Origin of the sequence: Mycolicibacterium austroafricanum (assembly GCF_902705885.1) — a bacterium.
Lineage (GTDB): Bacteria > Actinomycetota > Actinomycetes > Mycobacteriales > Mycobacteriaceae > Mycobacterium > Mycobacterium vanbaalenii_A.
On sequence record NZ_CACSIP010000076.1, the window covers coordinates 86,006 to 106,743 of the forward strand.

Here is a 20,738-nt window from a genome sequence, read left to right on the forward strand (position 1 = left end):
TCCGGCGCAACCGTCTATCCGGCACCAGCCGTCAGCATTCTCGGTTGCATTTCGGCACGGTATGCCGTCGACGCTGAAACGGGTGCAATGCTTCACGCCGGTATTTTGCCCTGAGTTGGCACTGAGAGGCCAGTTATCGTGGTAGAACACCCAGCACTCAACACCGCCAGCGAACAAATTCGACGCCTGCGAAGTCCGACGACGCCCGCGTCACTCCTCCGACAACTCCGACCGCTGATCCGCGGTGAACTCCGGCATCGCCGCCGCTGCATCCACCATCTTCGCGGTCCGGTATCCCCGCACATTTCCCGACATCGCGGCCATCGCCTCGCGGGACTTCCCCCGTCCGTAGGTGACTGCCTGCTCGGGTCGGACCCCGAGGTCCCTGCCGACCTCCACGGCATCCTGATCAGCCCCCATGTATAGGAACTCCCAACCGAATTCGTTGGTCTGCTGCTCAACCAGCGACTTGATCGCAGGCCGGCTCCATTCGTGGCTGGCGTTCTCCAGGCCGTCGGTCATGATCGCGACGATGACCGAACCCGGCTTGTCGTCCTCTTCGAGTGCGGCGATCTCCGCAGCGGTGTTGGTGATCAGCTTGCCCATCGAGTCCAGCAGCGCCGTGCTGTTGCGTGGGTTCAGTTCCAGCGGAGGCACTTCATCGACGGGAACCGCGTGATAGACGACCTCGTATTCGTTGTCGAACTGTGCGAGCGTCACACGGCATTCACCCTCGCCGGCGCGCTGCTCGGTGAGGAACGCATCGAACCCACCGATGACGTCGGACTTGATTGATTGCATCGATCCGGAGCGGTCGAGCAGGAAGGCGATGAGGGTCAGGTTCTGGTTCGGCATGGGTCGATCCCTTTCGGTGGTTGACTATCGGGGCTTGCTGTTTCGGCGTGGTTTGAACCGCATCGGCTCTGCTGGGGGAGCGGGTGGCAATGGAGTCTTGGCGTGCTTGTCGTTACGGGCCCGTTTGACGTCTTCGGCGGTGATCCGGTCGCCATTGCTGACGTACGGGTTCAGTCTCGGCGTGCTGGCAAGGCGCGGGCCGACCGCGTTCTCGGTGAGGCCGGCACTTTTTCCAGCCGCCGCAATCGACATCTCGTCGTCGACGACGGCGCGGGCCAGTTGCTCGTCGAGAAGTTGGCCGACGTCCGTCAGGACCGAACGAAGGTGTTGGAGGGCTTGGTCTGCGGATGTCGCAGTCTCGGCGTGCGTGAGGTCTGCGCGGATGCGTTCGTACCGGCTGGGCATGTGCCACCATACCGCAGTAAGTGCGGAGTCCGCAATAACTGCGGATATTGGTACAGCTCATCTGTAGTCGTCCACCACCGCCACCAGGCCCGAGTGGTCGGTTTCGCCCGCCAATCGTGGGGTGTGGTCGAACGCGCAGAACCGGATGTGCTGCGCGACATCCGGCCTTGCGTAGATGTAGTCGAGCCGGAACCCGTTGTCGCCGGGCCTGCTGTACCAGGAGTACTCACGCGCACCGGGGTGCAGTGACCGCCACATATCGTTATAGCCGGACGCGATCAAGCGCCCGGGCATCTCCGGTCCGATGAACTTGGCTCCCCGCGGATCCTTGTCGAGATCGTTGTTGCCGGTGTTGAAATCTCCGATCAACAGATCGATGCCGTAGCGTTCGGCGTCGTTGATCAGCGCCTCCCAGTAGGGGAGTTTCGCGGTCCTCTGCGGCCTGTAGACGCCGCACACGTAGGCTCCGTGGATCTCGGCGCACCACAGGTGCCGCGGGTCGAGCGATTCGCTGAAGGCCCAGGACCGCTCGATGCCGGTGCGGGCGGCGATGAGCACGGTGTTCTCCTTCGGCCCCACTGCTGGATGCGAGGTGACGTAGCCGAGTTGAGTAAGGCGGGTCATCAGCCGCGCGCAGACAACATTGGCGCGAAACTCGGTGACCACCAGAATGTCGGCGTCGTAGCCGGGTGCCCAGCGCCTCACTGGACTTGCTGCCGCCGTGGCGGATGTTGAGTGTGGCGATCCGTGTCGTCATCCCGGTTGTCCCCTCCGCTCAGCGTGGCGTTTCCAGCGAGCCGCTCAGTATGAAGATGACGACCGACAAGTCACGCGCTGATCGCGCGCAGTCGCATCTGGACACGGGGTGCAGGCACGCCCTCCGCCACCGACAGCGCCTCGCTTTCCCTAGGGGCGGATGGAGAGTGCAGGTCCCACAGATCCTGAACCACCTCGCGATGAGCAGTGCGATGCAGGTCCCCTGAGACTGTTCTGGAAGCCATCACCCTCTGATGTCGTATACGAGAAGGAGCGTCACTATTGCGCCGTCACCACGGCAGTTCCCAATCGCTGCAGCGCCTCTCGGAAAGCGGGATTGGGCGAGGCATTCGGCAGTGCCCCGCATACCGCTTCCAGCGCCTCGCCGGTGTCGACCGCGCGCAGTCTCGCGCCGTACAGCGCCGCGACAGTAGGCGTCCGACTCTGAGCCTCGACGCAGTGCAGCAGCACGGTTCGGCCCTCGCGGCGGAACCGCTCGACCGTCCGCACCGCCTCCAGCAGGACGAAGTCCCGGTGCGGGTTCTCGTCGTCATCTTCACGGTCGATCAACCGCACCTCGACGTGCGGGATGTCGGTGCGAACGTCGTCGTCGCCGATCCGGCACAGTGACACCACGGCACCGACACCGTCGGGCAGATGACGCAGCGCACCGATGCCGCCCAGCAGAACCTTCTCGTCGTACGGGTGTGCGGCGAGCGCACCGGTCTGGTAGCCCGGATAGCGGAAGTCGAAGCTGTCCGGCCGGCCGCGACGTGCGATCGCTCCGGCGAGGCCGACCAGTTCCCGTGCCGTCAGGTCCGGCCACCCGTGCAACAGGGCTCGCCACTCCAATGGCACCGCCGAGGCGCCGTAGGCTGCACCGAGCAGTCCGCCGGCGATCGCCGCCACCGTGTCGGTGTCGAACCCGGCACGGACCGCCGCGTCGAGCGCCAAGCGCAGATGGTCGGCGCGGAACGTCCCGGCGGCGGGATCGTCCTCAGGCACCGGCGTTGTCGCGATCGCCGACCACGCCGCCTGCAGCGCCGCCACCACCCAGCCGTTGTTCGGGAACGCCGTGGGCGCCGATCTCTCCGCAGCGCCCAAGCGTTCCGACCACAGCTCCTGGCGGTCGGAATCGAGGTGGCCCAGCGCGATTCGAACGTCGAGCTCACCGGTGAGCGCCGCATGCCGGATCGCGCTGCACCACAGCACGCACGCGTCGCCGGCGTCCGGGTCGAAATGGGTGAGCTCACTGATGCTGCGCGCCGCCTGGACCATCGCGTCCTCGTCGTGCAGATAGGCCAACGCGACCGGTGCGGTCCGCATCAGCGAGCCGTTGCCCGCGGTGCGGCCGGTGTCCTCGTGCAGAAACGCCGACGCAGCACGCGCCCGCTCCGCAGTGATCACGCTGCCGATCGCCGCTGATCTGAGCACCGAGTCGGTCTGGACGCCGACGTCCTTGGCGCCCCGCGACCACTCATGCCAGCGCGCCACGATGGCGTCCTGAGCTGACTCGTCGCGCAGATCGGCGCCGGTGGCGGCGACCTCCGCGATCGCCACCGCCATCGCGGTGTCATCGGTCCACTCGCCGGCCTCCCACGGTCCGCCGCCGGTCATCGCGACCTCGAGTTCGGGCCCCCGCGGCGGCTCGAACTCGTACGGCGCGCCGAGCGCGTCCCCCGCCGCCGTCGCCAACAGCACTCCCTCGATCCGATCATTGCGTGATGCCATGGCCGTCCCCCTCCCGCCGAAGCTATTAGCGTAAATATGCGCTAATGGCTCAACTGTAGCATCCCGCACCGACACGAACTGCGCGTGCGCCGGAACCGCCGGCGTCACTACGGCCGGGCCAGCGGGAAGTCCGGTCCGATCAGGCGGGCGAACGCATCCCGTGATGCCACCCGGCTGGGCGGCCATTCCTGCTGCCACTGCTGAAGTGGAATGTCGGCCTCAGGGTCGAATCGGCTTGCCAGCCTGCAGTACTCCTGGTCGCGCCAGGCACGGAGGCGACCGTCACCCCGAGTGAACTCCACGAGCTTCGCGATCTGACGCTCCCGGATCTCAGGCGGAGTACCCCCACGCACCCCGATCCCGTTCATCAGGCTGTGCCGTCCGAGCGCGAACGGCCGAAACCCCCACGCCGACTCCACCGCCGTGTTGACCGACCGGCAGTTCTCGCAGGCCAGCCATGCCCACCGGGAGCGGCCGCCGGCCGTCGCCCGGAAGCAGATGACGCACAGGTCGCAGTCGCGCGAAACGTCGGCCCATTCCCCGACCCATTTCGCCGGTGTGTCCTCATGGCGGCACGACTGCCAGAGCATCGGGCTCACCGAGGTCGCCCGACGAATGGGTCCGCGGATGCCTCCGCAGGGGATGTGCACCGACAGTTCGGTAATGCGCTCGCGCAGAGCCGCATCGGCTGCGCTCAAAGGTTGTTGGGACATGACGCGCCGTTCCTGGCGACGCCACGTTCGGGCGTCCACCGCTTGCACGCATGGCGTGCCGGCTCTTCCCCTGGGGCACCGTGCGGTGGTTGCGCGGTTGCCGGGACGGCGGGCCAGGTACCCGAACAGCCGTCCGCTCGTGAGCTGTGACCAGAATAGCCGGAGCCTCCGACAAGCCCGCCGGTGTCAGACGCGCTGGGCGAAATTCTCGGCCAGAATGTCGCGTTCCCCCGACCATCGGTACGCCGTCAGTGCGCCCTGCTTGAAGGCGCTGAAGTCCAGGCACGCAGCGCGTGCTGTCCAGTCGACCAGATGGCTGGGTTCACCGCTGCGCCAGTAGTGGCCGAAGAAGACCGGGACCGGCCCGTTGTAGACGTAGGACCGCAACTCCGTCGGGGCGGCGGTATCCGGCAGCGGGGGTGATAGGGCGCCCCGTCCTCAGTGGTGAAATTACCCTCTAACAGAGCGATTTCGCGAAGCGACGACGCCGTGTCGTTCCACCATCGAATCCGCGCTCGTTTCCGGACGTGGCCGTCTTTGTCCCGGTACGCCGGTTGGCCATGAGCGGCCAGGCTGATCTCCGGGCCTTTGAGGAGCACCTCGATCGCGTGGTAGAGCGGCTCGCCGTCGGTGGTCGCGCGGATGAGTTGATCCTGGGAGGTGAACCGGTTGCCGCCGAGTTCGTTCTGCACGATGTCGATCGACTCCGGATGCCAGCACGCGTGGACGACGCGGAGTCCGTCCAGGTCGAGCCACAGCGGCAGCGTCGTGAACCAGTCCACATTGTGTGCACGCTGCGCGTCGGTGAGTTGCTCGAGAAATGCCCGGTGTTGATTGGTGTTCTTGGCGGTGCGCGGGCGTAGGTAGTTGCCGCTGCCGGCGGGGTTCTCGGTGGCGTAGGCGATCGCGTTGAACTCGTGGTTGCCCATCACGACCTGTGCGGTGCCGGCGTCGACCATCGCCTTGGCGATCTGGAGGACGCGGAGTTGTTCGTCGCCCCGGTCGATCAGGTCGCCGACGAAGATGACGGTGCGGTGCGGATGCCGGTACGCGCCGGTCGACGGATCGGGCTGATAGCCGAGATCAGCGAGCAGCGTCTCCAGCTTTGGCGCGCAACCATGAATGTCGCCGATGATGTCGTAGCCCTGCATGCTCCGATCGTCGCACTGCGGAACGTCGCAGGTGACCGAATGGCTCCGGGACGTGGACATCTCGGCGGCTTGCTGGAGTGAGGCATTGATGGCGTCCACCTTGTCCGGGGCGCTCAGCTTGTCACCCCACAGCCAGAGCGTGCTGGCCGGTGTGGGTCGTAGCTCAACCAGCCGCGCTCCGTACCGAGCCTGCAGGATCTTCACAACCTCGGGAAAGCGATCGATGCCTTCCCAGAACGCGAATTCCCGCCAGATCTCAATATCGTTGTGGCGCAGAACGGTCCACAGCTCGTCGCCGTGCTCCTCGAAATCCCAGTCTATGACCAGCTGCTCGCCGTCGAGGTCCGGCAACACGCTCGTCGGGCGAAGCACTGTGTCGTTGACGTGGCGCGCGCGTTCCCGCTGAGCCCGGTCCTGGGCCTCGATGCCCGGCAATTCCTGTTGGGCAAGTCGATTCCCGGCCGCCGCGGCGGCCTCGGTTTCGGTCAACGTCGGGAACATGACGATCAGCAGCATCGTGCTGCATGTCGGGCAGGTGATGTCGAAGAATTCTGCGTACTGCTCGTAGAGGCCGCGGGTCGGGCCGGTCCATCCGCAGGGCGGGCACGTCGTCGGGGTCTCGGGGTCGTAGTCCCAGTACTGGATGATCGTCGCCATAGCGTTTCTCCTTCTGCGGTGATCCGTGGCGGGCGTGGGTGCCGTCCGTCTATCCGCCTGAGGGGCATGGTCCGAGGGATGCGGCGCAGCGACTGCGCTCTGCGAAATTATTAGCGCATATCTGATCTAATATGCTCACGGTAGCATCTATTCCCGACATGAGCGGGCGCCGGTATCGAGACAGCAGGGGGAAGACCCTCGAGGAATACCCACGCCCATCGGTGGCCGTCGACACCGCGCTTCTGACACTCGACGGCGATCTCGGCCTGGTGGTTCTGGAAGTCCGCCGCAACAACGGCAGGGGCTGGGGACTACCGGGCACGTTCCTGCATGAGGGGGAGACGCTCGCGGACGCGGTCGACCGGTCCTTGCAGGAGAAAGCAGGAGTGGCTGGGCTGCACCCGCGGCAACTGCACGTGTTCGACGACCCGACGCGTGACGACCGTGGCTGGGTGCTGTCGGTGGCCCACATCGACGTCGTCCCGGTGGAACGCCTCGAGTCCCGACATGTGGATCTGACCAGGCTGGCGCCGGTGGGTTCTCCGGGGCGGCTGCCCTACGACCACCCCCACATCATCAACTTCGCGGTCGAACACATTCAGTCCCGCTACGCCGACACGCCGGATCCCGACCGGCTGCTCGGCGACGAGTTCACCATGCTCGAACTGCGGCTGGCACACGAGGCGATCGCAGGGCGGCCGCTGCAGCGCGACTGGTTCCGTCGCACCATGGAACCGCAACTGGTGCCCACCGGAGAGATGGCCGCCGGTACTCGTGGCCGGCCGGCGGAGTTGTTCCGGCGTCGGCCCTGAACCGCGTTCAAACTGCGCTGACGGCGAGGTCTACTCGAACTTCTTCACCACCAGCGCAGCCTGAACCCCGCATCAAGGGGGTTCCGTCACCAGATCGAAACTCGCTGCCAGGGTCGGGTATTCACGGCGCACCGGCAGGCCAGCCACGCCCACCGCGACACGCCGCCTGCAGAGTCAAGTCGGGTCCGCGCAGGCGGGCGCGGCGCGAATCCTCACAAGCCGTCCTGCGGCACCAACTCCATCTCCTCCCGTCGCGGCCACCTCGTGGGCGGCTCATCGCTTACCCACGCGTACTCCAAACCTGACACACGGCCGTCCGTGACCCAGACGATGATCTCGCCTTGATAGTTGCCGTTTTCCGTTACGAAGGCGCGTACAGGGAACGGCCCATCAGGGAGGACCGCACGAGCCACGTTGGCACTAGGGACTTTAATGTCGAGTATCCAGGCTGCCTCATTCCTCACGAGTGCACCGTCGAGATCATCAACGAGCAATCGGCCGTTGGCGTTGCCCGAGGCCGATACGATGGCTCGTACTGTCTCGGACTCCTCAGTCGCTATCTGTCTCCAATCATGTTCTGTCATGGAATGAACGCCGTACCAATCTTGATTACCCCACTATCCACAAAGCCTCGCACCGTCGCATTCTCGCCCGACACCTTGATCACCGTTTCGAAGACCCCCTGAGCGGGCACGTTCCCCTGTAACTCTTCCAATATCTGACCCATGGCTTCCTCACGTCCTCCCGCACGTTGGACAATGCCGTCAAGCTTGTGCTTTTCCACGAACACATGGTCCAACCGTTCCGGCCGGGTGTTGTACGCGAACTGAGGATCCGGCTTCCGCGGTGCAGGCGGTTTCTCTTCGGGCTTGTTTTTGCGCCCCAGATTCTTGATGCGCTGTAACTTCGTCCGCACGCCGGCGATGTTGTGGGCACTCTTGACACCCTTGCTGATGTTCTTCGAGACCTCCCACGCACCAACGGCTTCGGCGATGATTCGGGCGAATTTGGTGACCGAATGTGGCGCCTTCGCTGTGGCGGCGACGGCACCGGCACCGAACGAGACGAACGATGCGGCGATGCCGATCGCTGCGGTGGCGGCGAGCTCGACCGCAAGGTCCTCCAGGATCCCTTGGAGGGTTGTCCGCAGATCGTCGAGCCCCGCCTGATAGTCCCGGCACGACTGCGCCAGCTCGGCACATCCGTCCAGGATCGCCGACGTCGCCTCCCGCAGTTCTTGCAGATCCGAGATGATGTACTCGACCTCCGGTGACCGTGTCTCCCGGAACGCGCGAGCGTCCACGCCCAGCCCCTCCGCGACCGTCGTCGTCTGGTACACCGTGGCCAGGCGGTTCCACACCTCCCCGGCCTTCGACATCTTGTCGGTGTCGCCGTCCGGTACGGGGACACCGACCTGCTGCATCAGTCCGATGTTGTCAAGCAGTCCAGAGCCAGGGCCGCCGGCCGAGGGTGGAGCCGTCAAGGTTCCGGCCGAGCTGACAGGTTCCGGCGGTTTCACCGGCGCGGGCGTGCCGTTGCCAGGGGTGGCGTTGTGTTCGGCGACCGCATGGTCGTGCCCGGCTTGGATCACGACGCCGCCGTAGTTCTCCATGGCCCGCGTGAGATCGTTGACCGCAGCCAGGATTTCACCGACCCGATGGTCATACGATGCGGCCCACGCGGTGCCGGTGTCGTCGGTGCCTGCCATCGCCGCGGTGTCGCCGAGGATCGTGACGTTGACGTTGAACGCTTCGTAGAGCCTGCCCGCCTTGTCGAACAGGCCCTTGCCGACCGCGTAGAACGTATCGGGATCGACGTCCTGGACCGTCATCGCAGCATGTCGAGATTCAGCTGGGCGGCCTCGGTGTAGTTGCGGTGCGCATGGTGGGCTGCGGCGCGCAGCTGGGCGAGCGCGTCGCGCATCTGCGCTGCGGCGGCCATCCAGTCGTCGTGACGCGCGCGATGGGCGGAGGCGCCATCGCCGGACCACGTGTTGTGCAGCTCGGCGATCTGACCGTCCACCCGGGCCGCAACGGCATCTGCGCGCTGCTCGAACGCCTGAAGACGGTCGACGAAAGCCAACAATTCCTCCAGTTCAACCCGGTAGCGCATCAGAGCCCCAGGTCGACCACAGTCGATTCGATGGATGCGGTCGCACTGCCGTCCTGATCGACATACCGAGCCGCAGCAGCGGCGGCCTTGTGGGACAGCTCTTCGAGCGTGTCCACGAGGGTGGTCGCACCGTCCAGCCATTCCTCCCACAGCGGCGAATACGCGGACGACGCCGCGCCTGACCAGCACCGAGACAGGTTCTCCCAGTCACGTTGCAGACCGTTGAGCTGCTCGTGAAGCTCCACGGCGTCGTTGCTCACCGACCGCGACGTGTTGAATGCCACGTCAGGGTCGACCTCCAGGTGGTCCATAGCTTCCTCGTTCGGCGCTCGGTCGAATCGAGTCTAAGAGCGCCGGACAGGGGGCGCCGTCACCAATTTTCGGCAAGGCCGCAAGTAGGAGAGGCAGCTGCATCCACGCGCCTACGCTTTCCGAATCGCTAGGCTGGCGGCAATGCGCTGTGTGCCGACGTGTGCAAAACCAGCGCCAGCGATGGGTTAAGGATCGAAAAGCTATGCGGGCCGACGGAGCGCAACCACAGGTCATCGCCGCGACCGCACCACCCGAGCTCCCGAAATCCCGCCGTCGGCAGCTACTGCTGGCCCTGATCGCCACCCCGATTGCGCTGCTGGTCGCCGCCTACCTCGGTGATCTGCTGTACAGCAAAGACAGGGTCCCGCGAGGCGTCACCGCCGCCGGCGTACCGATCGGCGGGATGGCGCTGACCGTCGCCGAGGAGCGCCTGCGTACCGAGGTCTCGCCCCGCGTGACGCGCCCGATCGCCGTCACCTTCGCCGACGAGCGCGCCGAGATCGACCCGACGTCGGCGGGCCTGGCCGTCGACTGGACCGCCACCGTGGACCAGTCCGGCACTCAGCCTCTGAATCCGATCACCCGGCTCTCGTCGCTGTTCACCACCCGCGAGATCGGCGTCGTCTCCACCGCCGACGACACAGCACTCACCGCAGCCCTCGAGGACATGGACGCCAAGGTAGCCGAGGATCCCGTCGAAGGCACCGTGCGCTTCGACGGAACCACACCCGTCACAGTCAACCCGGAAGCCGGCCGGCGACTCGACGTCGACGCCTCCGCCGAACTCGTGAAGCGCGACTGGGCCGCCGGCGACACCATCGACCTGCCCGTCAACGAACTACAGCCCAGCACAACGGCTTCCGACGTGCAGGCAGCCATCGACGACATCGCGACACCGGCTGTCTCCGCGCCGCTGCGCATCTCGAGTGACGGCGACAGTGTGGCGATCATCGACGAGGACGTCATCGCCGCGGCGCTGACATTCGACATCGAGAACGGCGACATCGTGGCGACCGTCGACGAGAACGTCATCGCCGACGCTGCGCGGCCCCAGCTCGCCGCGTCCGAGATACCGCTGCGCGACGCCACCATCGACTTCGCTGTGTCGCCGCCGGCGAAGGTGCCGTCGCAGGACGGCCGCCGCATCGACTACGACGCCACCCTCGGCGACCTGCTCGACGTCCTCACCGGCACCACCGACCGCGAGATCGCGGCGGTCTACGTCGACGAGCCGGCGACATTCACCACCGAGGACATCGACGCGCTCGGCCCCGTCCAGGTCATCGGTGAGTTCCAGACGTCAGGATTCGCGGGTGACTCGGGCGTGAACATCAAGCGCGCCGCCGGGGCGATCGACGGGATCGTCGTCGCGCCGGGGGAGACATTCAGCCTCAACGGCGCCACCAATCCGCGCACCGCGGCCAATGGTTACATCGAGGCCGGCATCATCCTCAATGGCCGACCGGACAGCGGCGTCGGCGGCGGGGTATCCCAGGTGGCCACCACGCTGTTCAACGCCGCGTACTTCGCCGGCATGGAACTCGTCGAGCACCAGGAGCACAGCTACCACATCAGCCGCTATCCGGCCGGCCGGGAGGCCACCGTGTACGGCGACGCCATCGACGTCAAGTTCCGCAACGACGGACCCACCCCTGTGCAGATTCAAACCACATGGACGTCGGGGTCGGTCAGCGTGCAACTGGTCGGGATCAAACGCTACGAGGTGTCGTCTGCGCAGAGCCCGCGCTCGGCGCCGACCAGTCCGCGGACCATCACCATCCCCGACGGCGAATCGTGCAGCGCCAGCGGTGGCGCACCGGGATTCACCATCACCGATACCCGCACGCTGCGCGACATCGTCACCGGGGAGACGCGGACGGAGTCGCACACCGTGCGCTACGACCCGATCCCGAAAGTGGTGTGCGGCGGCTGAGCTACCGACGATGTGCGCGACGATCTGACATGTCCCTGCTCGCGAGTACCGTCCGCGCCATGACTGACGCACGCACACGACGCAAGGCCAGGAAGAAGCGGCGGGACAAACAGCGAGCACGGAAGCGCAGCGCCGACGCCGAACCACCCCGCGACGATCCGCGACGGAACCCGCCGAACCTTGGAGATCCATGGACGCTCCTGGTGTTCGCGAGCATGCAAGTCCAGGCGGCCAAGCCAGACCCGATGGCCAAATACCGTTCCCACCAGCCTGATCCACTCGACTTTGATTACCTCATCACGCGATTCGTCAACGACCCCACCCCAGAAGTAGCGTTCTTCGTTGCGCTGTTCGCCGAATTGCTGGACGGCGAACTACAGCTGCGCTGCCGGGATGCGCTCAACGGCTACAGCGGGCAGCTAGTGCCATGGGTTGCCGCACTGCGGGACGTCGACGGGTACCGCGCCGTGCGCCTGACACACGTGCTCGGAGACTTCGACCAGATCCTGATCGGTGCCCGACTCCGCGACGGGCAGGAAGCGACGTGCGCGGTTCTGATCGACCACCTCGACGACTTCGAGATCACCGATGCAGCCTTCTTCGTGGGCGCGATCGACGAGGTAGTGGGCGGGGAGTCCGACCCCGACGTCACCGCCGCCGACATGAGCCTCGCCGATGCGCGGGCCTGGATCGAATATGGGTTGAAGCAGAACTTCATCCTTCGAGACACCGCGACGTGGCCCGGTTGCCGGCCACTGGTGCAGTGGCTGGTTGGTCACTTGCCAGAAGGCGGTGACATCCATCAGCCATCCACCTGGGAACCTGACGCGACCAAGGCGTTGCTCGAGGAGTTCTTCGCGTCCACGGCCGGCGCGGTTTTCGACAGTCGCGACCATCGCTACCTGCTGCGGGAACTCGTGGAATCGGGAACGGCAGACCCGTGGCGTTGGAGTGCGGCGCGTGTGGGACGGGTGCTGGAGTCGCCGCTGTCGGAAGGCGACCACCCGCTCAAGGTCCTCCTGGATGTACCCGACATCCTGCGGGTGTTCATCCCGTTCGCGCACGAGCAGAGTGGAATCCGCGAGGGTTTGACCGCACAGGCCCTCGCCGCCCTCGACTGGAGAGATGTGGACCGTCGATCCGCCTGAACCGCCCGACGCCGAGAGGTGGCAACATTGCGCTGCTGCACCGATCGCTACCTGATCGTTGAGGCTGCGCTGACGGCGTGGGCTACACGAACTTCTTCACCACCAGCGCAGTCTCAACGCCGCATCAGGGTGACGGCGATAGTTGACGCGCGGTTCGTCGCAGCGGCCTCCCAGCCACTGCAAGGCGAACCTGGATGCCCGCTCTGGGGACCGGGGCCGTAGGCTGCTGTCTTGACACCGACGGTGGCTGGACTGCGCCGATCTGACGCACACACCCGAGGACGAACCCTGATGGCGATCGCCGATGTCTCCACGTATACGCATCTCAGCACGCAAGACGTCGAAGCAATCGCCGACGAACTCGATGCAATTCGCCGGGACGTCGAGGAATCGCTCGGGGCGGAAGACGCGGCATACATCCGTCGGACGATTCTGCTTCAGCGAGCGCTCGATGTAGGGGCACGTCTTGTGATCGCCGGCAGCCGGTCGAGGACCGGGTGGTGGCTGGGAACCGCGTCGTTGGCTTTCGCGAAATCCATCGAGAACATGGAACTCGGCCACAATATCTCTCACGGCCAATGGGATTGGATGAACGACCCCGAGATCCACTCCAGCAGCTGGGAGTGGGACATGGCGGGGCTGTCGGCGCAGTGGCGGTACTCGCACAACTACCGGCATCACATCTTCAGTAACGTGCTCGGCATGGACGAGGACATCGGCTACCGGCTACTGCGGGTGACACCGGATCAACCGTGGCGCCACCCCCACCTGTGGACACCAGTGCGAAACCTGTTGCTGGCAGCGACCTTCGAATGGGGTATCGCCCTGCACGGTCTGCGCTCTGAGCGGGACCGGGTAGGCACCCCAGCTGGCAGGGCGGCCGAGGAACGCCGATTCTTCGCCAAGGCCGCCCGCCAGTTGGCCAAGGATTATGTGTTCCTCCCCGCGCTGAGCCTCCGACGGTGGCGCCGAACTCTCTCGGCCAACGTCACCGCGAATCTGTTGCGCAACCTGTGGGTGTACGTGAACATCATCTGTGGGCACATCCCCGACGGGGCCGAGACCTTCGACCCGTCGGTGCTCGAAGGTGAGACCAAAGGTGAGTGGTATCTCCGGCAAATGCTCGGAGCTGCGAACTTCAAAGCCTCACCGCTGCTGGCATTCTCAGGTGGGCACCTGTGTTATCAGATCGAACACCACCTGTTTCCGGACCTGCCGAGCAACCGCCTCGCGCAAATCAGCGTCCGCGTACGGGAACTGTGCGAGAAGTACGACCTGCCGTACAACACCGGATCGTTCGCGAGTCAGTACTACCGGTCGCAGCGGACCATCCACAAGCTGGCATTTCCCGACGGTGCTCTGGCCGCCGGTCGCTGAGGGCGTGTCAGGCACTCAACGAAGCCCAGCTCCCACGAACATCAGAATCACAAGAACAACCTCGAAAACTGCGACACCCATAGTCGCGAAGAGTGCCCCTTTCGCGAACACGACGTGCCCGTTGACGGGGATGAGCGCAGCAATGCCGGCAACCAAAGCGGGAAAGAGCGGTGCGAACGGCCAAAACACTCCCAGCGTCAGGCACACCGACGCGAACCCGACGAAGAAACCGGCCAGCAGAACGCGCGGTCGCTGCGAACCAACAACTTGCGGTCCTGTCATATCGACGTCCCGAATTCCGTCGTCACACCGGCGAGAAGAAACACTGCTGCAGGGACCACTCCGGTAAGAGGCGCCAAGATTAATCCCATTCCGTAACAGCGTCTCTCGGCAGATGCGGCGCGCCGGTAGAGAAACCTGCCGATGGCGAGCATCATGACCGCCACGCCCCCCACGGCCGTCCACGCGGCAGCAGCGCCTTGGGACGAGAACAGCACGAAGACAGCTATCGCCCAGAACGCTCCACCGGCCAGCGCCCCGATCACTGCGGCACGTGTCCAGTCGATCTCCGGCGCCAGCACATCAGCCTCCCGCATTCGTGGATTGTCGGTCCCAGGGCATCATCGACCCGGCAGGAGTTCAGTACCGTCCAGCGGCGTGTACACCCGCACCGTCGGCACGTCGACACGCCGCGTCAGCCGCGAAGCGCCCTGTGCGCCAACGCTGCAGCCGTGGGACTGATGGCGTTCCGCCGGCGCCAGGTGACGGGCTGATCGGTGACGTTTGTCAGGACCACCCAGACGGGGAGGCGGCGCAGTGCGTAATCCTCGACGGGACGGCCGTCGGAAAAGCGCCAGCCCAGCTCGGTGAGCAGCGCGGCGACAGTGTCGAAGGGCAGGTCGGAATCGGCAGACGCCGCGGCATAGGCGAGGATCAGCAGGGTCGCCTGCATGCCGAACTTGTCGCCGGCCTTGGGAACCAGCCGACCGGCCAGATGCTCCCACAGCTTGTCCACGTCGCGCTGCGCAGCCTCACCGGCCTTGGTCAGCAGCAATCTGCCCTTGTTCTTGCGGAGCAGCCCCAAGTCCTGCAGGCACTCGCGGAACCACAGGACCGGATGGCAGTGGGTCTCGCGGTTGTTCTTCCCAAAGTCGAGCCAATCCATCATTGTGGGAACGACTTTCGCCGCCTTCTCCACGTCAGCAGGTTTGAGGTAGCCGGCCCCGGTCAGCGGGATGCCGCTGCCTTCAGCCCGGTCCAGGAACCACTGGAAAGCCCGCAGAGAGGCGGTCACGTCGGTCGTGTCCGGCGGCGCACCGGCCAGGCTGAGCGCCGCCGCGGTCAAGCCGTCGCCGTGCGCCGTGAAGGTGAGCTGATGGACGAGATCGACCAGGCGCGCGTCTACCCCCGCTTCGCGCAACACGAAGTACGCGCCCCCGAACGCCTTGTTGATCCGCTCCGGTTCGAAGCGGGTCGGGTCGGGAAGCACCTCGGCGAGGCTGACTGCGTCCACGAGGTGCCCGCAGTCCTCCGGCGGTGCGGCCCGCTCCCCGCCGACGACCACCGCAGCAGCGCAGCCACTCCCGGCGGGCAGCACCTGATCGAGGCGGATCGTCAGCTCCCAGTTGTCGCCGTAGTCGTAGAGGTAGTGCAGCAGGTCGCCCGCCTCGGTGAGGGTCTCGTCCAGACGAGTCGCGGCCGCCGGAATACCGTCGTCGTCATCGTCCCAGCCGTCGTCGTTGTCGACGTCGTACGGGCACAGGAATTGTTGACTGTCGCGAGCGAACGCGTCACCGCCGAGCGAGAAACGGTGCAGGTGCGAGTCGGTCCAGTCGAAGGCCACCTGCAGGACTTGATGCAGAAAGTCCAGCGTCACGTCTGAGCGCACGTCGATCCGTCGCCAGATCGGCGGATCGGCGTGATCGATGTCCACCCTGAGCCGGTAGACGACGACCTCGCGCCGGCGGACGTGCCGTAGATCGGGTCGTGACTCGACATCGGTCACCATCCGCAGGTGTCGGTCCTTCACGAGTCCCTCCTATGGTGCAGTTCGTCGTCGGCTCCGTCCATCCTCACGTGCCGTGCCAACGTGTGGTGAGTGGGGTCGGCGTCCATGCCGGCCAAACGGGGATGCCGACCGCGAGTCCGGCGGTGAGTTGAGCAACTACACGCGGACCGCGGATGGCGCTGTTGTCGTAGAACGTCGCCTCGTCCGCTCGACCAGCCCCGGCGGCGACCAGATCCCAAAGACGTTGATAGCGTTCACGAATCTTGGATTCAGGCACGTCATGGCCACCGGCCCGAACCCGATGTTGGACGCGGAGCACGGCAAGGTCCTCCGGGATCAACACGGCGTGCAGGATCACTGCGTAGTCCGCCGCGTGGGCGGCGTCGAGGAGTTGAAGTTTTGATGGATGTGAGAACACGGTCTCGGCTATAAACGAATCGCCGCGTTCGATGAGCTCTGCCCGGGTGTCCGCCGCGAGCCGCGCCGCGTCATAGCTGTGCCCGGCTGGATCGTCGGGCCAAGCTCGCTTCGCGATCTCGTCAGCGTTCACGTAGACGCTGCGTGGCAACAACGGCGCGAGGGTCAGCTCGATGAAGGTGGACTTGCCCGCACCGTTGGACCCGACGACGAGGTCGAGCCGCTTCACCGAATTGCGCTCTTGGTCTCAGCGACCGTGCACCCTGCGGTCATTCGCCGCGGGCCAGTCGTGCAGTGCTGCCGTCGGGCCGGTACTGCACTATCTCCCCGTCGTCGTCGAGCGCCACAGTTGTGATGCCTCGTGCAGCCAACAGTGCGCCGTAGTCCGCGCTCGCGAGGGTTTCCTGGATGGCGGCGCCGATCTCGGCGTTGAAGACGACACCTTCCTCCACGGTCAGGTCTCGTAGGGGAACGTCGCCAGCTAGGGCGGCTTCCACCTTGCGGCGCGGAACGCTGTGCTGGCTTGATACTGCCCGCCCCACACGCGCCCAGTGGTCCAGCTGCTGTTTGGCCGACCTACTCTGACGTGCGCCTTCGGTGGCGGCGCTGTCCATCAGGTCCGCGGCGACCCGGGTCACTCTATCCGCGGCATCGGACATGAACGCTCCTCGGTGTAGCAGTCTGCTACGAGTGTAGCAGTCTGCTACGGTAGCGCTGTCTGACAAGAGCCTAGGCCCCGCCCACGGCGTTGACACTGCGCTGGCGGCGGGATTTCCGGCGGTTTCACCACCGTGGACGCAGCCTCAACGTTGGTGAGCGCCCGAGATGCGCTGGGCCACTTCTCCGTACCGCTCGAGCCGTTCCGGATCGGCCAGCGCGTTGTACAGCACGATCCGCGTCGCCGTGTCGCCGTACTTGTCGATCAACGCATCCGCCAGCCCGTCCCACGCCGACTCGGTCGCAAACGCCGCGATGTGCTCGTCGGTGACCTGCGCAGCCATGCCGGCGAAATCGCCCGCCTTCTGCTTCTCCCGGATCCGCGCCGTGGTGCCTTCGAACCCGGCCTCGTCCCAGATGAACGCGTAGTTCGGCGTGCTGCCGTAGAAGCTCATGCTGGTCCGCACCAGCTCCCGCTCGCGATGCCGCTCTTCGTCGGTGTCGCCGACGATCGTCATCACCGGCACGATCACCGCGATGTCCTCCGGCGCCCGCCCTGACTCCGCTGCTCCCTCAGCGAGTTCGGGCACAACGTGCCGCGCGATGTACCCTGGCTCGCCGAGCGGATGCACATGCACCCCGTCGGCGACCTCGCCGGCCATCCGCAGCATCCACGGGTTGACCGCGGCGACATCGACTTTCGGATCCGGCACGTCTATCGGGCCAGCGCTCCACTGCGGGGTGATGAAGTCCAGCGTGTAGAAGTCGCCGTGATGATCGAGTGTTCCCGTCCGGAAGGCGGAGAAGCACGCCTTCACCGCCAGCACGTAGTCCCGCAACCGGGGGCCCGGGTGTTCGAACTCCACGCCGTAGCGTCGCACCACGTGGGTCCGGACCTGCGTGCCCAAGCCCAGCCGGAAGTTGCCGCCGGTGGCCTCCTGCAGCTCCCACGCCGTCGCCGCCGTCACGAACGGACTGCGCGGAAACGCCACCGCCACCCCCGTCGACAACTCCAGACCCGGCGCCGCCAGCGCGGCCGCCGCGACGTTGAGGTACGCGGTGCGGCCGGTCTCGGTGAACAGCATCCCGGAGAAGTGTGCGGCCTGGGTCCGCCGCGCGAGGTCGCCGGTCTGCTGTAACGGCTGGGGCGTCGTCATCACGTCAACGTGCACGGTCGCACCCTACGCCGGCACCCGTATGGCGCTGGTCGAATCGGCCCGAGACCGTCGGCGCTGCAGCGCATGCAGCAAACTGCAGTCAACGCCAGATGTCCTACCTTTCTGGGATAATTCCATGGTGACGCAAACCCTGACCGAACGCCTGCACATCGTCGAGGGCAGCGACTGGAAGGACGCGGTGATCTCGCTGCTGGATTCCCGCAGTCCCTACCGGCCGTGGCGGTACGGGTTCGGTGAAGCGCGGATGGGCGATCCGGTGGCCATCGTGCTGAACACCGATCCGCCGTCGATTCTGACGGAGTTGGCGCGCATCGGGGCCGACGGCCGCCCCGACCGCGCCCTGATGAACTGGCCGATCGCGGCCCCCGGTCTGGTCGACTTGGCGACGCTGGCAGTCGTCGGTGATTTCGCGCAGGACCCCGGGAGGAATGGCAGCTGCGCGGTGACGCCGCGATCCAGCTGGTGCTGGCCTTGACCGAATGCTCCTACCGGCACGACGAATCCATGCGGTTCGGGCAATCCTCTGTCGCCGCGGCCCGCATCCTGTTGCACTCCGAAGGCGAGTGCGCGGGATGCGACGACGACATCGACCTGACGGCCGAAGACGCCCGCGACGCCGTGCACATCCACACCGTCGGACACCTGATGCAGCCGCTGCGCGAGCCGTGGTTCGACTACCGCTCGTTGAGGCTGCGCTGACGGCCGAGTTTTGGGCGGTTTTCCCGCCCTGGCTCCAGTCTCAACGCGCGGGGACGGCCAGAAGCGTCGGTGCTGCTCGCTACCATCAACCGCGACACTGGGGGGAGTGCCGCATGACTATCACCGTCGCCGAGACGCCTCGGCTGGCCAACGGCGCCGAGCGTCGCGTCTATCAGCTGTTGATCGACCAACTCGAGCCCGGCGATCTCGTCATCCCGGGCAAGCGGGTCACCGACCACCTCAAGGACCACGAGGTCGACTTCTTCGTCGCCATCGAGGGCGCAGGCATCGTCTGTCTGGAGGTCAAAGGCGGCGAGGTCTGGCACGACGGCGAGACCTGGTGGGTCAAGCGCAGGGGCCACGAGCACAAAGCCGACCCTGTCCGACAGGCCCGTGAAGCGTGCTACGCCCTGCGGGACTTCATCGAGAAGGATCCCCGCTGGAGTCAGGGCCGGCTGCGGTGGGACCACGTCGTCGTGCTGCCCAACACCGACCTGCCCGACGGTTTCGCGCTGCCCGAGTGTCCCCGGTGGAAGGTCATCGACCGCACCGATCTGCCGACCATGGTCGCGAAACTGCGCCAAGTCCTGCTGGAACAGCAGCTCGACCGGCCGATGCTCACCCGAGACGGTGTCGCCCAGCTCGACGAGGCACTGAGCGGACGAGGCCTGCCGCAGCGCAGCGTCGTCGCCCGGGCACTCGAAAACGAAGACGCCGCAGACGTTCTCACTGAACACCAGTCCGTCATCCTGGATGCCGTCAAGCTGCTGAACCGCGTAGAGATCCGCGGTGGCGCCGGCAGCGGAAAGACCTTCCTGGCCATGGAGCAGGCCCGCCGACTGGCCCGAGACGGTCAGCGTGTCGCGCTGGTCTGCTACTCGCACGGCTTGGCGTCCTACCTCGAGCGCATCACCGCGACCTGGAACAGACGCCACCAACCCGCCTACGTCGGTGAGTTCCATGACCTCGGCAAGACCTGGGGTGCTCCCGAGGGCCCCGACGAATCCCTGCGCAACGACGAGACCGTCAAGTTCTGGGAACACGACCTGCCGCTCCAGATGGCCGAGCTGGCAGCCGAACTCGACCCGGGGCACCGGTTCGACGCGATCGTCGTCGACGAGGCCCAGGACTTCGCCGACGCCTGGTGGGATCCGCTGCTGGCCGCGCTCAAGGACGATGAAACCAGCGGCATCTATCTGTTCACCGACGAAGGCCAGCGGGTGTTCAGTCGGTACGGTTCGCCGCCGGTGCCGTTGGTCCCGCTGATCCTCGACCACAACCTGCGCAACACCCGCCAGATCGCCAATGCGTTCCAGCCGCTGGTCGATCACCCGATGCGGTTCCTCGGCGGTGAAGGCCCGGCCGTCAAGTACGTCGCCTGCACGCGCGAGGATGCGATGGGCGTCGGTGACGACGAGGTCGAGTCGCTTCTGGAGCAGGGCTGGCGCCCGGAGGACGTTGCGTTACTGACCACCGGCACAAGGCATCCCGAGCAGAAGGAGCGCCAAGTCGGTGGCAGTGCAGCGTACTGGGATAGCTTCTGGGACGCCGAGCAGGTGTTCTACGGCCACGTGCTGGGCTTCAAGGGACTCGAACGTCGGGCCGTGGTACTCGTCGTCAACGAGGCCGGCGCGTTCGAGCGCTCCCGCGAACGCCTCTATGTCGGGCTGTCGCGCGCCCGGGACCAACTCGTCGTCTGCGGCGACCCCGAGTTCATCCGGGAGGTCGGTGGACCGGATCTGGCGCGGCGGCTGAATATTCCGGCTTAGTCGCAGGTGAGGTGCGGCGGTGGTCCACCGCCGTGAGGTTGTGGCCGC

General features: G+C 65.9%; 22 protein-coding genes and 1 riboswitch. Of the genes, 7 read left to right on the forward strand and 15 right to left on the reverse strand.

Translation table 11 applies throughout. The features are described 5' to 3' along the window. Nucleotides 1-210: 210 nt before the first annotated feature. The 6 genes from BEMPMBAN_RS32020 to BEMPMBAN_RS33245 form a co-directional block, all read right to left on the reverse strand. A complete protein-coding gene (locus BEMPMBAN_RS32020; protein ID WP_159235489.1) occupies nucleotides 211-855 on the reverse strand; it encodes a vWA domain-containing protein in 645 nt (214 codons plus the stop codon). Nucleotides 856-879: 24 nt separating this feature from the next. Continuing rightward, nucleotides 880-1,260 (reverse strand): hypothetical protein, encoded by a 381-nt coding sequence (locus BEMPMBAN_RS32025; protein WP_159235490.1) that lies wholly within the window; start codon nucleotides 1,258-1,260, stop codon nucleotides 880-882. A gap of 57 nt (nucleotides 1,261-1,317) precedes the next feature. Then, nucleotides 1,318-1,965, reverse strand: coding sequence for an endonuclease/exonuclease/phosphatase family protein (locus tag BEMPMBAN_RS32030; RefSeq protein ID WP_234897816.1), 648 nt, complete (start codon nucleotides 1,963-1,965; stop codon nucleotides 1,318-1,320). A gap of 330 nt (nucleotides 1,966-2,295) precedes the next feature. Continuing rightward, on the reverse strand, nucleotides 2,296-3,747 hold the full coding sequence (locus tag BEMPMBAN_RS32035) for an ADP-ribosylglycohydrolase family protein (RefSeq protein ID WP_159235491.1): 1,452 nt from the start codon (nucleotides 3,745-3,747) through the stop codon (nucleotides 2,296-2,298). Nucleotides 3,748-3,854: 107 nt separating this feature from the next. Then, nucleotides 3,855-4,460, reverse strand: a complete 606-nt coding sequence (locus tag BEMPMBAN_RS32040; RefSeq protein ID WP_159235492.1) for a hypothetical protein — start codon at nucleotides 4,458-4,460, stop codon at nucleotides 3,855-3,857. 33 nt (nucleotides 4,461-4,493) lie between these two features. Next, nucleotides 4,494-4,605, reverse strand: a riboswitch (SAM riboswitch). A 103-nt stretch (nucleotides 4,606-4,708) separates the two neighbouring features. Continuing rightward, on the reverse strand, nucleotides 4,709-6,268 hold the full coding sequence (locus BEMPMBAN_RS33245) for a metallophosphoesterase (RefSeq protein ID WP_425295029.1): 1,560 nt from the start codon (nucleotides 6,266-6,268) through the stop codon (nucleotides 4,709-4,711). Nucleotides 6,269-6,426: 158 nt separating this feature from the next. Between BEMPMBAN_RS33245 and BEMPMBAN_RS32050 the strand changes: the two genes are divergently transcribed. Further along, nucleotides 6,427-7,080: an NUDIX hydrolase gene (locus tag BEMPMBAN_RS32050; RefSeq protein ID WP_159235493.1), complete on the forward strand. Its 654-nt coding sequence runs from the start codon at nucleotides 6,427-6,429 to the stop codon at nucleotides 7,078-7,080. A gap of 580 nt (nucleotides 7,081-7,660) precedes the next feature. Here the strand turns inward: BEMPMBAN_RS32050 and BEMPMBAN_RS32055 are convergent. Genes BEMPMBAN_RS32055 through BEMPMBAN_RS32065 form a run of 3 tightly spaced genes read right to left on the reverse strand, consistent with a single transcriptional unit; the run spans nucleotide 7,661 to nucleotide 9,503 of the window. Beyond that, nucleotides 7,661-8,911 (reverse strand): WXG100-like domain-containing protein, encoded by a 1,251-nt coding sequence (locus BEMPMBAN_RS32055; protein ID WP_234897817.1) that lies wholly within the window; start codon nucleotides 8,909-8,911, stop codon nucleotides 7,661-7,663. Further along, entirely contained in the window at nucleotides 8,908-9,192 is a 285-nt protein-coding gene (locus tag BEMPMBAN_RS32060) for a WXG100 family type VII secretion target (protein ID WP_159235494.1), read from the reverse strand. Before BEMPMBAN_RS32060 ends, BEMPMBAN_RS32055 begins: the two co-directional genes overlap by 4 nt. After that, nucleotides 9,192-9,503 (reverse strand): WXG100 family type VII secretion target, encoded by a 312-nt coding sequence (locus BEMPMBAN_RS32065; protein WP_159235495.1) that lies wholly within the window; start codon nucleotides 9,501-9,503, stop codon nucleotides 9,192-9,194. Before BEMPMBAN_RS32065 ends, BEMPMBAN_RS32060 begins: the two co-directional genes overlap by 1 nt. Nucleotides 9,504-9,706: 203 nt before the next feature. Between BEMPMBAN_RS32065 and BEMPMBAN_RS32070 the strand changes: the two genes are divergently transcribed. The 3 genes from BEMPMBAN_RS32070 (at nucleotide 9,707) to BEMPMBAN_RS32080 (ending at nucleotide 13,962) form a co-directional block, all read left to right on the forward strand. Then, nucleotides 9,707-11,437, forward strand: a complete 1,731-nt coding sequence (locus BEMPMBAN_RS32070; RefSeq protein ID WP_159235496.1) for a VanW family protein — start codon at nucleotides 9,707-9,709, stop codon at nucleotides 11,435-11,437. A gap of 59 nt (nucleotides 11,438-11,496) precedes the next feature. Further along, nucleotides 11,497-12,585, forward strand: coding sequence for a hypothetical protein (locus BEMPMBAN_RS32075; RefSeq protein WP_234897818.1), 1,089 nt, complete (start codon nucleotides 11,497-11,499; stop codon nucleotides 12,583-12,585). 291 nt (nucleotides 12,586-12,876) lie between these two features. Beyond that, complete coding sequence (locus BEMPMBAN_RS32080) at nucleotides 12,877-13,962, forward strand: fatty acid desaturase family protein (RefSeq protein ID WP_159235498.1); 1,086 nt, start codon at nucleotides 12,877-12,879, stop codon at nucleotides 13,960-13,962. Between the two features lie 15 nt (nucleotides 13,963-13,977). Here the strand turns inward: BEMPMBAN_RS32080 and BEMPMBAN_RS32085 are convergent, their stop codons facing one another. From BEMPMBAN_RS32085 to BEMPMBAN_RS32110, 6 genes are all read right to left on the reverse strand, one after another. Continuing rightward, the gene (locus BEMPMBAN_RS32085; RefSeq protein WP_159235499.1) at nucleotides 13,978-14,244 is read right to left on the reverse strand and encodes a hypothetical protein; all 267 of its coding nucleotides are present in this window, start codon (nucleotides 14,242-14,244) and stop codon (nucleotides 13,978-13,980) included. Then, entirely contained in the window at nucleotides 14,241-14,558 is a 318-nt protein-coding gene (locus BEMPMBAN_RS32090) for a hypothetical protein (RefSeq protein WP_159235500.1), read from the reverse strand. Before BEMPMBAN_RS32090 ends, BEMPMBAN_RS32085 begins: the two co-directional genes overlap by 4 nt. 98 nt (nucleotides 14,559-14,656) lie before the next feature. Continuing rightward, nucleotides 14,657-15,991 carry a plasmid pRiA4b ORF-3 family protein gene (locus BEMPMBAN_RS32095; RefSeq protein WP_159235501.1) on the reverse strand — a complete coding sequence of 445 codons (1,335 nt, stop codon included), beginning with the start codon at nucleotides 15,989-15,991 and terminating at the stop codon, nucleotides 14,657-14,659. A gap of 43 nt (nucleotides 15,992-16,034) precedes the next feature. Further along, nucleotides 16,035-16,616 (reverse strand): ATPase, encoded by a 582-nt coding sequence (locus BEMPMBAN_RS32100; RefSeq protein ID WP_159235502.1) that lies wholly within the window; start codon nucleotides 16,614-16,616, stop codon nucleotides 16,035-16,037. Between the two features lie 40 nt (nucleotides 16,617-16,656). After that, nucleotides 16,657-17,046, reverse strand: coding sequence for a TA system antitoxin ParD family protein (locus BEMPMBAN_RS32105; protein WP_159235503.1), 390 nt, complete (start codon nucleotides 17,044-17,046; stop codon nucleotides 16,657-16,659). 144 nt (nucleotides 17,047-17,190) lie between these two features. Then, nucleotides 17,191-18,216: a TIGR03617 family F420-dependent LLM class oxidoreductase gene (locus tag BEMPMBAN_RS32110; RefSeq protein ID WP_159235504.1), complete on the reverse strand. Its 1,026-nt coding sequence runs from the start codon at nucleotides 18,214-18,216 to the stop codon at nucleotides 17,191-17,193. A gap of 124 nt (nucleotides 18,217-18,340) precedes the next feature. Here BEMPMBAN_RS32110 and BEMPMBAN_RS32115 point away from each other — a divergent pair, with 124 nt between their 5' ends. From BEMPMBAN_RS32115 to BEMPMBAN_RS32125, 3 genes are all read left to right on the forward strand, one after another. Continuing rightward, complete coding sequence (locus BEMPMBAN_RS32115; protein ID WP_234897819.1) at nucleotides 18,341-18,697, forward strand: hypothetical protein; 357 nt, start codon at nucleotides 18,341-18,343, stop codon at nucleotides 18,695-18,697. Beyond that, nucleotides 18,694-18,921, forward strand: a complete 228-nt coding sequence (locus tag BEMPMBAN_RS32120) for a hypothetical protein (RefSeq protein ID WP_200846201.1) — start codon at nucleotides 18,694-18,696, stop codon at nucleotides 18,919-18,921. The genes BEMPMBAN_RS32115 and BEMPMBAN_RS32120 overlap by 4 nt, the downstream gene beginning before the upstream one ends. A 113-nt stretch (nucleotides 18,922-19,034) precedes the next feature. Continuing rightward, nucleotides 19,035-20,690, forward strand: a complete 1,656-nt coding sequence (locus tag BEMPMBAN_RS32125) for a nuclease-related domain-containing DEAD/DEAH box helicase (RefSeq protein WP_159235505.1) — start codon at nucleotides 19,035-19,037, stop codon at nucleotides 20,688-20,690. The last annotated feature ends 48 nt before the right edge of the window (nucleotides 20,691-20,738 follow it).